Source organism: Clostridium sp. UBA6640, from assembly GCF_002455975.1.
Classification (GTDB): domain Bacteria; phylum Bacillota; class Clostridia; order Clostridiales; family Clostridiaceae; genus Clostridium_J.
Window position 1 is genome coordinate 1 of record NZ_DKLM01000132.1, and the last position, 13882, is coordinate 13882.

A 13882-nucleotide genomic window follows, 5' to 3' on the forward strand; every position below is an offset into this window, starting at 1 on the left:
AAGAAAATGATTATTATGGATATGGAGTACATTTAATTTCTGAAGAACTTGGAGGCAGAGTTAGAGAAAGGGTAGACCATAGTGGGATAATACCTGGATTCCTTTCATCTAATGAAGTTTTCCTAGAGGAAGAGGTTCAAATCATAATGATAACGAATGTTCCTGATGAGAATTTTTTTAAGAGAGCGTCTAAGGTAAGAACAATTATTTTCGAAGAAATATAGTAAAGTTATTGTTAAATTTAATTTTTAATTAAAGTAATGACAGGAGAATAGTTAGACATTATTCTCCTTTTTATAATAGCTTAGATAATATATGAAACAGAGATTATTATGAAAATTATTCATGGTTTCATTGACTGTAATCTTTAATAAATTGAGCACTGAGGATATATAATTAATTGGAGGTATTTATGTATAAAATTAGATATGCAAACATTGATGATGCTAAAGTATTAGGAGATATTCATTCAAAATCTTGGAAAACAGCATATAAAGATATAGTACCTGATGAAATATTAAATAACATAACTTCTGAAAAGAGAAAAATATCTTTTGAAAAAATATTATCAGAAGCTTTAGAAGAAAATATCTTAATCTTTGAAGAGGAAGAAAAGGCAGTCGGATTTATGTGCATTGGAAAATGCAGAGATGAAGATAAAGATGATTTTTGTGGAGAAATAGTTGCAATGTATTTATTGCCTCAATATTGGAATCAAGGTATAGGGACTAAGCTAATAACTCATGGCATGAATGAATTGATAAATAGAAATTATAAACACATTACTCTTTGGGTTCTTGAAGGCAATGTAAATGCAAGAAGGTTTTATGAGAAAATAGGATTTCATCATGATGGTACTGTAAAAGAAATATATATTGGTAAAAAGCTTAATGAGTATAGATATATAAAAGTAGTTGATTAAGCTTTTTATAAAAAGAAGGCGAAAAGTATTCGCTAGAGAATATATTAAAAATGAAGGAATTTTTAATATTATATTTTAATGGAGGAAATTAAAAATATGATTAAAGAAATTGAAAATCGTAGAAGTATTAGAAATTACATTGATAAGTCTGTTGAAGATGAAAAGGTAATTCAGATACTTGACAGTGCAAGACTTGCACCATCTGGTAGCAATACTCAGCCATGGCATTTTATTGTGGTAAAATTTGAATCTACTAGAAAAAGATTAGCTGAAGTATCTCATAATCAAAAATGGATGCTTTCTGCTCCAATTTTTATTGTATGTGTTGCCGACATACGCTCTAGAATGGGAGAAGATATAGATATAGTACTAGATGAAGATAGTCCGCAAATAGAACTGAAGCAGATAATCAGAGATACATCAATTTCTATAGAACATATGTTACTTGAAGCTACTAGTTTAGGATTAGGTACCTGTTGGGTTGGGTGGTTTATTCAGAAAGAGATTAGACCAATATTAAATATACCATCTGACAAGTATGTAGTAGGTGTTATAACTGTTGGATATGCAAATGAAACTCCAAAAGCTCGTCCGCGAAAGAAACTTGAAGAGATAATACATCATGAAGTTTGGTAAAAAATTATATAAAATTAAATTATAAAGATGCAAAAATAGATGATATTTAGATAATGTAAGCTAAAAATAGTATTTAGTATATTAATGGAGACTGGTTATGAGTAGTAAAACTAAAAAAAAGATTTTAATTGACTCTGTAATATTTACTATTATATTTGTAGTTTTTATGCTTTATATATTTAGTAATTCCCAAGTGCTAGAGTCTAGAAGTGGAAAGTATTATTGGAAAATGGATATTTTAAATGAAAACAGTATAAGAATTTTAAAATGGAATGTGGCGATATCTAAAAATAACATTAAAAATAATATTATTGAAAATGATTTTAATACGGAAGCACTTAGGAGCTTTAGAGATAATGTTATTGAGATTAAGTTTAAAAGATTTTCCTTATTTTTATTTCTACTATATTTAATTTTTATTTTAAAAATTTTTATAAATTTACGAAGAGATAGTCAATTCTATAAAAGAGACAACAATAAAAAATCTTTGCAACCATTTGTTACAATCATTATGAGCTTTCTAGTTTACAAGATTATTATTTCCTCTATTGAGTTAAATCAGTTATGTAAAGATGTAGTTTATTATTTTAATTTAATTAAATAGATTATAAGTTATTGGAGGGGAATATGGTTAGGTTAGAAAAAATGAATGAATCCGATTTTGACGACTACATTAATAACGCTACTAAGAATTATGCTACTGAAAAAGTTAAAGCAGGTACTTGGAGCGAAGAGGAAGCAGAAAACCTATCTAAAGAAACTTTTACTAGGTTACTTCCAAAGGGTATTTATAGTGAAAATCAATATCTCTTTTCTATAATAGATGCTGATAAACAGATAAAGATTGGATATCTATGGTTTCAATGTTATGAAAAATTCATTGGAAAAGAAGCCTTTATATATGACTTCATTGTTTTTAAAGAATTTCGTAGTAAGGGATATGGCGCTGAAGCACTTAAATCTCTTGATGACGTAGCTAAAGAACTTGGCATTAATAAAATTTCACTACATGTATTTGCACATAACAAAGGGGCTTTATCATTATATGAAAAGACAGGATTTATTGCTACCGATATAAATATGTCTAAAAATATTTAATAGGTAGTTTTAATGAACAGTAAATTATTATAAGGATTTATTAATACCAATATGAAAAGTAAATATAAATTGAGACGCCGCATTATTCATAAGTGAATTTGCGGTATTTTTTATTTTATGATATGAATATAGGGTTCCAAAATCACAGTTTAACTTATACATTTAAAATTTTGGAACCTAAAATAGTGATGCATGCTCGTGAGCACTTAAATATCAATGCTTTATCTTGCATGAAAATATTCTTAAGGTTTATGAATAAGTTAAAATTCGAGCTTGTATCCCTATAGCTTACCAAGCAGTATTAAATCTAATAATCCATTTTTGAAAATATATAGACATCTTTTTACTGGAAAATGAAGTGTTAAAGAAAATGTACTATAGACATAAGTTTAGGGGCAATAATAGTCACTTTAATTACTGGTATGGCAGGTTGATTAATGGGATGGATTAATGAAAAACAATTAGAGGGATCTATTATTTCAAGTTGGTTACTTCATCGTTGTGATAACACTTTAGCATCAATTATAGCAATGTTTAACATAATTAGATACGGAATATATATGTATTTAAAATGTACTTTCTGTAGGGGAGAACAGTGTTCTCCAGAAAACCCAAAGTTGTTTCTGTTATTAGATGTTAGGCAGACAGTTGATATTTAAATAATATTTTTTAAATATTATTTACGTGAATGAAAGCTGGTGAACACTGTTCGCCCCTACGACATCATAAATAATAAAACAGAAGAAAGAATATGCGACAAAACAAAATAGTTTATCTTTAATATGGCAACATCAATTAAGAATAGGATTTTCTGTATGATGGCTTAAACTGATTAAAGCGATAAAAAATTGCCTGAAAGATATCAGTAAGCAATAAATGCTTATAAAGAATTTGAGAAAATATATTAATAGTATCCATTTACTATAAATTCTATTAATGTTAATATTTAATTGTTGGTTAATATTGAGAAAGGAGGAGATTTTTATGATAGACAAAAATATAGAAAAAAATATAGAAAAAAATTATGAGGTGATTATTTTATAGATTTCTCTATTCATTTAACCATGTGAATTGAGTATAGTTTTATATTATTTATCACCTAAAAAGGAGATTGTTATGCACTATACTTATTTAAAAGATTCTCATGTTGAAGAGATAGCTACTATTATTTCAACTAATTATAAAAATGCGAGGGTAGCATTACCTATTTTATCTGATAAATATGAAAATATTGAAATACACATAAATGAAATTAAAGAATATGTAGATAACAGCAATTTCGTTGTAGCTATAGAATCTGGTAAAGTTGCTGGGTTTATGAGTGGATTTAGTATTAATGAGTTTAAAGGAACAGCAAAAGGAGCATTATCATTACCATCACTTCATGGGATAGCTGATGGATATGATAAAGAGTATTTATATAGTGAACTCTACAGAAGAGCTTCTGATTTGTGGGTCAATTCAGGTTGTTATGCGCATGCTGCAATGTTGTATGTTAATGATAAAAATGTAATTGATTCTTGGGTGATGAATGGATTTGGTATGTTGGTTATTGACGCTGTACGTCCTATTGAAGAAATAGCTATACCAAATATAGATAATAACATATTGATAAGAAAGGCTGATGCAACAGACCTTATTAATATGGAACATCTTTTTAAAGGAATAGACAAGCATCTTTCATCATCACCAATATATTTATATGATGATATTAGTGAAAATTATATAGATGAATATAGAGAGTGGCTTAAAATAGAGGGTAACAACTTATGGATTGCAGAGATTAATAGCAAAATTATAGGTTATTTAAAAACAAATACAACTGAAGTTAATATGGATGAATTAGATGATGGTTATACAATGGCGATAAATGGAGCTTATGTATTACCAGAATATAGAGGACAGCATATAATGTCAAGACTATTAAATATAGCAACTGATTGGGCTATTGAAAAGGGATTGAAACGTTGTTCAACAGATTTTGAATCTGCTAATATTGAAGGAAGACATTTTTGGCTTAAATACTTTACGCCATATTGCTATTCAATGATTAGAAGAATTGATGAAAGAAATCATTTAAATTCAATTAGTATTGGAGATAAATAATATGAGCGAAATTATAATTGAAACGGAACGTTTATATATAAAACCCTGGTCATTAGATTATACTGACGAGTTGTATAATTTAATGTCAGACAAGCAGGTTCATACATACACTGGGGACACTGTTTGGACTAAAGAAAGAACTGAAGGATATATCCAATTTAATATTAATAGAGAAAGTTTATCATTAGATAACTTTCATGGAGCGGTTATATTAAAAGAAAGCAATAAAATTATAGGACTAACAGGTTTAAATCCATACTTGTTAGAGCAACCTGAAATAGAATGGCAATTAGGAGTGGATTTTTGGAATAAAGGATATGCTACTGAAATTGGAAAAGCTGTTATAGAAACTGCTTTTAAAAATAGTACTATAACAAAAATATATGGTATGGCTGATCCTAAAAATATTGGGTCTATGACCGTTATGAAGAAAATTGGAATGAACTGCCTTGGAATTAGAGATTTCAGGGATGAGCAGCATATGTTTTATGAAGTATTACGCTAAATTTAATAGATTTGTGATATGAATGTATTATATATTATAGAAATATAGCAGTGCAAAAAAACTGAAAAGTCTGAAAAAGTGATGTTCATGTTATAAAATAAAGCGACGAAATAATTATTTTTATTATAGACTAAAAGAAATAATTGCAAGTTAAAGGTGGAGGCAGTTATGGGGAATATAAAGCAGATGAAGAGAAAGTCTTATACAAATATTCTAGGGGGCAGAAAATTGGGAAGCAGAATATATTTTAAAAAGTTTCTTTCAGAAGATGACTTTCAATATTTCTTTAGATTAGTTTCAAATGAAAAAGTAATGGTAATGAATTATGGAAGAATATTTTCAATGGAAGAAGCAAAAAAATGTTATGAAGGACTATTAGAGAAAGGTAGAAAAGAGGAAAGTTTTGGAGGCTTTAAAGTATTTGAAAATTCTACAAACACTTTTATAGGTTTAGGTGCACTTTTAGTAAATGAAAATTTTACAGAGGTTGAAGTTGAATATTCATTGCTTCCTGAGTGCTGGGGAAAGGGATATGGAAGTGAAATTGTAGAAAAATTATTAAATAAAGCTAAAGAAACAAAGGGTATACAGCGAGCTACAGCAATAATAGATCCTAATAACATAGCATCTAAAAAAATATTATTAAAGAATGGTTTTACATCATGTAAACTATATGAAATTGATGATGGCTCACTAGCAGAAATGTTTATTAAAAAAATAATATATAAGGGGGAGAATAATGAAGATTATAGATGATATCAGTGATTTTATATTTTTACAAGATGAAATAGAAAAGGCAGATATTATTTTTATTCCAGGGGGCTCACATCCTGAATTAGGAGAGTATTCAGCTGAATTGTGGAAACAAGGGCTTGCACCTTTTATAATGCCATCAGGTGGAGTGAGTATTAAAACAGGAAAATTTAATGGTGTAAAATCAAAAAAAGAAATATATAACAAAGACTATAAAACAGATTGTGAATTTTTAGCTGATGTTATGATGATAAATGGTGTTTCAGAAGAAGCAATTATATGGGAAGATACATCATCATTTACAAAAGAAAATGCAATGTTTTCACGTAGGGTTGCAGATGAAAATAATTTGGACATTAAAAAAGCTATTATTTGTTGTAAGTCTTTTCATGCAAGACGTTCACTTATGTGTTATCAATTGGCTTTTCCAGATACAGAATTTTATATTCATCCTATACCATATTACCAAGGCAATATTCTTATATCAAAAGAAAATTGGTATAAAACTGAAGTTGGTATTGAACGTGTACTAGGAGAGTTAGCACGCTGTGGAAATCAATTTAATGATGAAATTTTGAAATTAAAAGAAGTGTTATAAATTAATTTTCATAGAAAAAAACTATGTTTATAGCAATTTTATAGAGCTGATTAAAATAAAGCAAGAGATAGCGGAGAATTAAAATGAAAGTATCCATAATTATTGGACAGTTTCCAATAACATTTAATATTGAAGAAAATTTAAACAATATAAAACAGATATTAGATAAAGCAAATGAAGATGATTTAATTATTTTACCAGAAGGGGCACTATCTGGTTATGGTGATGATATTTCTTTTCTTAAATATATCGATTTACAAATGTTAAATTACGCAATGAATCAATTAAAAAATGAAGCTATAAAAAGAAAAATACACATTATTTTTGGCTCTTGCATATATCAAGATTCAAATTGGTTTAATGCTGCAATTTTTTATTCGTACAACAATGATGATTTTATATATAAAAAGGTAAATTTAGCAACTCATGAAAGAAATGTTTTTAAAGCAGGTGATGAATTACCGGTCTTTAACATAATGATTAATAATCAAAATTTAAAATTAGGAATACAACTTTGTAGAGAAATACGTTATCCTGAACAATGGAGGATATTAGCTTTAAATAATGCTCAAGTATTTATATATTTAACAAATGCTATTTCAGGAGATCAACTTTCAGTTTGGAGAAGCCATTTAATAAGCAGGGCNNGGCAGAAAATCAAAGGTTTGTAATTAGTTCTAATAACGCTAATGAGAATCAACAATGTCCTACTATGCTGATTTCGCCTAAGGGACAAGTAATTGAAGAAGTGATTTCAAGTGAATTAGAGATAATTAAAAAAACTATAGATATTGATGATATATCAAATTGGTATTTAAATCAATGTAGAAATGATATTGTAGAAATAATTTCAAACACATAACAACAATTTTGAAGTGATTGATGGATAATTTAATTGAAAGATGAGTTATATTCTATATATAGTGGAGGAACATAATGATCAATGATTTACAAACATATTTAGAAAATATGAAAAAGCCTTGGAGTGTATTGTATTATAGATTGCTTTGGGAACAACTATCACAAGTAACTAATTGCAAAGTTCTCGATTTTGGAAGTGGATTAGGAATTACTGCAAATCATTTAGCAAAGAATAATGATGTTGTAGCAATAGAACCAGATGCTGGCATGATAGATATAAGAATGTGTGACAACAATTATAAACAGATTATTGGTGATATAGAGCAATTAAAAGAGCAAGATGATAATTCCTTTGATGTTGTAATATGCCACAATGTTTTTGAATATGCGAAAGAGCGAAAAGAAATACTTAGAGAATTATGCCGAGTTCTTAAACCAAATGGGATAATATCTATAGTAAAGCATAATCATACAGGAAGAATCATACAAAAAATTGTTTTTGAAAACAATGTGGATGAAGCAATATCTCTACTTAATGGGGAAGCAACTAAGGTTATGAATTTTGGACAAGTGGATTATTATAATGTAAATGATGTTAGAGATTGGATAGGAGATTTAGACGTTAATATTGAAAAGGTTCTTGGAGTTAGAACATTTTTGGGTTTGCAACAAAATAATGAAATTAAGTATGAGCCAATGTGGCAAGAAAAAATGTTTGAAATTGAAATGAAAGTGTGCGACATAGATGAATATAGAAATATATCTTTTTATAATCACATCTTGTTAAGAAAATTAAGCTGAATGCATTGAATATTAAATATCATGTGCACTGTGCAAATTTTAGATTGAAGATTTACTATGAAAAATAAAGCAGCTTTTATTTTCAGTATTGTATTAAATATAGTATTCATAATATTGCTATTATTTATAGATAGAGTACTTAATTATCTATTAGTAATAGCAATTTTATATACAATAAAGATTACCTATATTATATAAAGAAGAAATGGGGATATATTATGCTAATAGATGGGAAAATTGTAGAATGTGAATTTGAATACACAAAATGCTTTTCAGATTTTTATGAAAATGAAAATATAATTAGATTTCGTGATAATCAATTGAATGACATGTATTATCACAATTATACATATATAAAAAAAGCAATGAGTGAAAGTGAGTTGAAAGGTATTATACAAGATGAAATTTCACTGAGGCTATCCGAAAAAAGTGAATTTTGTAATATTCTTTTAAGTTCTGATGTCAACAACTCTTTGATGTCTACTATTAAATACAATGCTGAAATATCAACAAATGGGTATTATTCCTTTGATATTTCTTATTTTCCAAGACTAAATGCTTTATCTGGTTGCATAATAAAGAAGGTTATCAATCAAGAAATGGTAGATGAAATTTTATTTTGTGACTTGCAACATGATGAGAAAAATCTTGGAAAAGATTTTTGTACAAGGAGATGTTACAGACGTGGAAAAGTATATGTTTCTAAGAAAGGGGTAAATTCTTACCTTTGTTACCATAATGGAGATATAATTGGAAATTGCGATTTGTTTATATATAAGGGGATTGCGAAAATCGAGGATTTTGCTGTTAGCCCCACATATCAGCGCAAAGGATATGGAACAACCATTCTTAAATCACTAATCGATATAGCGATAAAAGAGAATTGTCATACTATTTATCTGGTTACTGATGAGGATGATACTGCAAAGGAAATGTATCAAAAAATCGGATTTAATAAAATAGGTGAAAGAACTGATTTATTTTTTCAACTATAATAAGCTCATGGAAGTACACATTCTTGTAGTTGCTATTTGCGGAGCAACTACTTTTTTATGCAAGCATGGATTACTTGACAATGTAAAGCATACAGGAGACAGCCTAGAATTACTTCAGAAACAAAAAGATATAGGGGAGATGCATTTTATATCCCAGCACAGGTAGCTGTTGACAATAGAGTTATCACTGCGAATGAAACTGTTGCCCTTCAATTTGCTTATGAAATTTATCAAAACGTAGACCTTGGTAAAGTATTTTATTGTAAAAAATACATATATTATGGATTTTTAGAAGGAATTTTGAATTATTGTAAGAATATATATTAATAAGAAGAAATAACAAGTTTGATAGAACAGGTTAGATATTTAAAAAGAACATTGGGGGTAATGCAAATATGTCAAACCGAAAACACAAAAGATTATTGTTGATGATATTCACAGTAATATTAAATTTTACTATAGTTACTAATAGTGTATATGCTCATTCTGGAAGGACAGACTCTTCTGGTGGACATAGGGATAATAAAAATGCTTCAGGGCTTGGATCATATCATTATCATCATGGATATGATGCTCATTTACATAGTAATGGTGTATGTCCATATGAGAGTAATTCCAACTCATTAACCACATCACCTGAAAGAGAAACAATCAGTAAAGAGAAAATAAAGGAAACTGGCTATGAAAATGGATATAATGATGGATATAATGAAAAGCAAAGTAGCAGTTCTTCTTATTCAGGTGAGCATGTTGAAGAATATAAGTCAGAGTATGATTTAGGCTATGAAAAGGGAAGAAAGCAAATAGAAAGCCAAATAGCTGAAGCACATGATAAAGGTTATAAAGATGGTAAAAATGATAATAAATCTAATAATTATAAAATTGAATTGTTAATAAAGTCCTACGATGAAGGATATGAAAAGGGGTATAAAGAGTATAAGGATAATAAAATAAACGATTATGCTCTTTTAGGTGAAGAAGATGGGAAAGCTGACAAAGAAATTTTAGCTTTTGAAGATAATATAGACAATGATTTCGAAAATGCATATATGGAAGGATATAAAAAGGGACAAGCTGTATTGGAGGATACTTATATACAATATGGCTTTAATAAGGTATTTACAGGAAAAGAAGATAAAAATTTGAGTTTGGAAAAAGAAAAATACCTTCAATGGTTTAATAAAGGGCAAGAGAAAGGGAACAAGAAGCTAGAGGAGCTGAAGAAATACTTTTATGAACTTGGCTATCAGTCAAAGAAATATAGTATACCAGAAGAACTTACCATAGCATCTGATATATGCAATGAATATTATGAAAAGGGAAAAGCTGATAAAAGAAAGAAGAATATTTTATCAGGATCTATTGTAGGAGGAGGAGGTATTTTAGGAGCTATATTTATAAAAAGAAAACGCTAATGAATTATTTTAATTAAGTAACACTCTCAGACACTTCTGCATGCTCTGCTAGTAGTTAGCAAGTTTGTAGGAGAGTTATATGGAGAAGGAAAATAATAAAAGACTCACAGTAAACTTAAAGGAATATGTAATCCAAGTGGCTGAAGAAATGGCAGTCCCTGTAAGGTATAATCTAGGGAAATTTACTGGAATATTGATGGGAGATTTAAGGCTATGAGGGTGGCTCATGGCCTTTTTTATTCATTAGATTAAGTCAAAAAGTTATTTTTTCCTTTGCAATAATCCATCAGAGGATGTATTATAATTATATTAAAATTTATGATTTATAAAGGAGCTATTATGAGAACAGTATATAAAAATCCTAAAGAACTAGGGCATAGAATTAAGGATTTAGTTGATACATATAATGATGGACTAATTTCTTATGAAAAGTTTGAACAAATAATTATTGAAATGATAGAAAAGAATGAAGATAGAATTTATAAAAATGGATTCATGCCATCAAAATTAATTAGTATTATAGGTGAAGACAGAAAATCAATAATAGATGAAATAAAAAGTAAAATAGAGAACCAGTAGTTTAGATGGAGTAAAAGAAGTCATTTGGCTTGTAAAACTAACCTATTCATTTTCATATGAAATGAATAGGTTTATTACATTTTAATATAGTATTTATAGAAATAAACATATTCATTTAGTATCAAATGAATATGTTTATTTAAGCATGTCCTCTATTATTGTGATTAATGTAAATTCATGGTAAGATTAATCTGGTAAATCATTGTAAGATAAGGAGATGTAATATGTTAGTAAACCGTATAGGATTTATAGTTTGTACTTTTTTATTGATGATTATATTATCAGTGTTAACGAAGAATGTTATTATAGCAGGAATTATTACATTTATTACTGTAATGATTGGGTATATAATTATTGCATATATGAGAAATAAAAAAAGAATCAATCTGCTAGAAGAAGAGTGCGATCCAGAAGCATTTTTGGAAGCTATAGAAAAACAAAGAGCTATTGTAGGCAAAAAAGATAAATATAATATTTATTTGGACATTGATAAGGCAGTAGGACTTATTAGCATGGGAGAGTTTGAAGAGGCAAAGGAACTCTTGATGTCCATTGATAAAACTCATTTGTCGGCAAAAAATGGAACGCTACTCATATATACGATAGATTTATTATGCTGCTTATATGAACTTGGAGAAATTTCTCATGCGGAGGAAATATTTGAGACTCAAATTCCTTTATTACCGCCTGTAAATCCAAGAATGACTTTATCTATGAAATTGCTGGTGGCAGAAAGATTTTTGTTTTTAAATAGATATGAGGAAAGTAGAGAAAAGTTCCAAGAATTATTAAATGAAAAGATGACAAAGCGTGTGAGAATAAGTGTTTTGTATAGCTTAGCAAAAATAGATGAAAACACTGGAGATATTGATTCTGCACAGAATAAATATAAGGAAGCAGCAGAATCAGGAAATAAACTATGGATAGCAAAGGAAGCTAAGAGGTGTTTAAATTAGCGGTGATTACAAGAGAATTTAAATATAAGGACTTAAATATAGTAACTATGAAATTGGAAGTGAAGGTATAGTATATATTGATCTATAAACAATCAAGGTTATGGAAGTGATATATTTAAGCATATAGAGAGAACCTTTTTTAGTCATGGCGCAGAATATATGTACCTAACACCAGAGAAAGTTGGTGGAGCATCATTTTGGTGCTCATTAGGCTTTAAGGATAGTGGAAAAATAGATCCAGATAATCGTGAGTCAATATGCATTAAAAAAGTTGAATAAATAATACAGCACTGAAATAATCTATTTTGATGGAGAGTCATATTATAGTTAAAATATAAATTAAGTTACAACAGCAGGAAAATGCGTAAAAGAGAATCTTTATATTAACTATATAAGGAGGTTTTTATGGATAAAATAACTATTCGTAATATTGTTTTATTTATTGTTGTTGTTATTGTTAGCGGGTGGATAGGCGTTCTTGTGGATTATGTACTTACCGATCAACCCCAAGGGGATTCTCTTGGCATGGGGATATGGTTGGTACTACCTATGCTGGCTGTAATTGCAATCTTTTTATTTTCAAAGGCAAATTGGAAAGATATTGGTTTCATGCCTAATTTCAAAGGAAATATAAAATGGTACATGACTTCTGTTTTAATTTTCCCTATTGTAACAATAATCATTTTAATAATCGGATCTATGACAAAATGGATTGACTTGTCAGCACTTAATCTCAAATCTTTTGTTTGGGTGTTTTGCAGTACGTTGTTAGTTAATTTTATTAAAAATATCTTTGAGGAGACAATTTGGCGTGGGTTTCTAACCTCACGACTTGTCAGATTAAATCTTAATGATTGGATGATATATCTCATTGTTGGCTGTGTTTGGGGTATATGGCATCTACCTTATTACTTGGTCTTTTTATCGGATACAGTTATGCAAGCTGTGTTACCAGGTAGCCGGCCTGTATTTGCTGTTGTTGCTATAATAACAATGTTATGTTGGTCGGTGATGTTTATTGAGATCTATAGGGTTACAAAGTCGATTTGGCCTTGCGTTATACTTCATATGATAGAAGATTCGCTGATAAATCCTCTAGTTATTTCAGGTTATATTAGTATAGTAGCAGGAAAGGAAATTCTGATTTCACCAATAAATGGCATTATTACTTCAATTTTTTATTTAGCTGTTGGATTTAGCATAAGAGCTTACAGAAGACAAGCATTAGCTAAAGTTTATGAGCATAACTTTCACTAGTTCAATACATGCTATTCTTATTTAAAGTTATAACTAAAAAATGAATAATTTATAAAAATACCGTATTATTCAAATTGGAATTTATAGGAGGTATAGAGATGGATAAATTTCAGGGTAGTCTTCTAAATATTACCTTGGCGACTTTAATGATTTATATATTTTATTCTATGGTAAGTGATGAAAAGTCATCTAAATGGTTTAAGTGGTACAATCAAATGAATAGTGAGGAACAGAAAAGATACGACCCTAAAATTTCTGTCCATAGATTAAAGAAAGTACTTCTTTTAATTGTGATGGTAGGAGCTATTGGATTTTTATTATCTTTTCTTGTTTCATCTATTTCAATCATTACTTTTATATTAATTCTAATAATCCTTCTTTTTTCCATTATATATACAGG

General features: G+C 28.6%; 18 protein-coding genes and 1 pseudogene. All 19 read left to right on the forward strand.

Annotated elements, in window-relative coordinates; translation table 11 throughout:
* Positions 1-224: hypothetical protein (locus B2W91_RS14505; protein ID WP_291582234.1), on the forward strand; the 224-nt coding region annotated here is incomplete at its 5' end.
* A gap of 188 nt (positions 225-412) precedes the next feature.
* Entirely contained in the window at positions 413-922 is a 510-nt protein-coding gene (locus B2W91_RS14510) for a GNAT family N-acetyltransferase (protein WP_291582236.1), read from the forward strand.
* Between the two features lie 96 nt (positions 923-1018).
* Positions 1019-1558, forward strand: a complete 540-nt coding sequence (locus B2W91_RS14515; RefSeq protein WP_291582238.1) for a nitroreductase family protein — start codon at positions 1019-1021, stop codon at positions 1556-1558.
* A gap of 97 nt (positions 1559-1655) precedes the next feature.
* Complete coding sequence (locus tag B2W91_RS14520) at positions 1656-2162, forward strand: hypothetical protein (RefSeq protein ID WP_291582240.1); 507 nt, start codon at positions 1656-1658, stop codon at positions 2160-2162.
* A gap of 23 nt (positions 2163-2185) precedes the next feature.
* Positions 2186-2656, forward strand: a complete 471-nt coding sequence (locus B2W91_RS14525; protein ID WP_291582242.1) for a GNAT family N-acetyltransferase — start codon at positions 2186-2188, stop codon at positions 2654-2656.
* Between the two features lie 437 nt (positions 2657-3093).
* Positions 3094-3315 carry a hypothetical protein gene (locus tag B2W91_RS14530; protein ID WP_291582244.1) on the forward strand — a complete coding sequence of 74 codons (222 nt, stop codon included), beginning with the start codon at positions 3094-3096 and terminating at the stop codon, positions 3313-3315.
* Positions 3316-3772: 457 nt separating this feature from the next.
* The gene (locus B2W91_RS14535; RefSeq protein WP_291582246.1) at positions 3773-4762 is read left to right on the forward strand and encodes a GNAT family N-acetyltransferase; all 990 of its coding nucleotides are present in this window, start codon (positions 3773-3775) and stop codon (positions 4760-4762) included.
* 1 nt (position 4763) lies between these two features.
* Positions 4764-5267 (forward strand): GNAT family N-acetyltransferase, encoded by a 504-nt coding sequence (locus tag B2W91_RS14540; protein ID WP_291582248.1) that lies wholly within the window; start codon positions 4764-4766, stop codon positions 5265-5267.
* 168 nt (positions 5268-5435) lie between these two features.
* Positions 5436-6023, forward strand: coding sequence for a GNAT family N-acetyltransferase (locus tag B2W91_RS14545; protein WP_291582250.1), 588 nt, complete (start codon positions 5436-5438; stop codon positions 6021-6023).
* The gene (locus tag B2W91_RS14550) at positions 6007-6618 is read left to right on the forward strand and encodes a YdcF family protein (RefSeq protein ID WP_291582251.1); all 612 of its coding nucleotides are present in this window, start codon (positions 6007-6009) and stop codon (positions 6616-6618) included. Before B2W91_RS14545 ends, B2W91_RS14550 begins: the two co-directional genes overlap by 17 nt.
* 83 nt (positions 6619-6701) lie before the next feature.
* Positions 6702-7480: pseudogene (locus B2W91_RS14555) on the forward strand (carbon-nitrogen hydrolase family protein).
* Positions 7481-7554: 74 nt separating this feature from the next.
* On the forward strand, positions 7555-8280 hold the full coding sequence (locus B2W91_RS14560; protein WP_291582254.1) for a class I SAM-dependent methyltransferase: 726 nt from the start codon (positions 7555-7557) through the stop codon (positions 8278-8280).
* 218 nt (positions 8281-8498) lie between these two features.
* On the forward strand, positions 8499-9275 hold the full coding sequence (locus B2W91_RS14565) for a GNAT family N-acetyltransferase (protein WP_291582256.1): 777 nt from the start codon (positions 8499-8501) through the stop codon (positions 9273-9275).
* 395 nt (positions 9276-9670) lie between these two features.
* The gene (locus B2W91_RS20945) at positions 9671-10690 is read left to right on the forward strand and encodes a YHYH domain-containing protein (RefSeq protein ID WP_349680812.1); all 1020 of its coding nucleotides are present in this window, start codon (positions 9671-9673) and stop codon (positions 10688-10690) included.
* Between the two features lie 79 nt (positions 10691-10769).
* Positions 10770-10907 (forward strand): hypothetical protein, encoded by a 138-nt coding sequence (locus B2W91_RS14575; protein ID WP_291582257.1) that lies wholly within the window; start codon positions 10770-10772, stop codon positions 10905-10907.
* Between the two features lie 122 nt (positions 10908-11029).
* On the forward strand, positions 11030-11269 hold the full coding sequence (locus B2W91_RS14580; RefSeq protein ID WP_291582258.1) for a TIGR04540 family protein: 240 nt from the start codon (positions 11030-11032) through the stop codon (positions 11267-11269).
* Between the two features lie 224 nt (positions 11270-11493).
* The gene (locus B2W91_RS14585; RefSeq protein ID WP_291582259.1) at positions 11494-12225 is read left to right on the forward strand and encodes a tetratricopeptide repeat protein; all 732 of its coding nucleotides are present in this window, start codon (positions 11494-11496) and stop codon (positions 12223-12225) included.
* A 405-nt stretch (positions 12226-12630) separates the two neighbouring features.
* Positions 12631-13482, forward strand: a complete 852-nt coding sequence (locus tag B2W91_RS14590; RefSeq protein ID WP_291582260.1) for a CPBP family intramembrane glutamic endopeptidase — start codon at positions 12631-12633, stop codon at positions 13480-13482.
* Between the two features lie 98 nt (positions 13483-13580).
* On the forward strand, positions 13581-13882 hold a 302-nt coding region (locus B2W91_RS14595), incomplete at its 3' end, for a DUF3784 domain-containing protein (protein ID WP_291582261.1).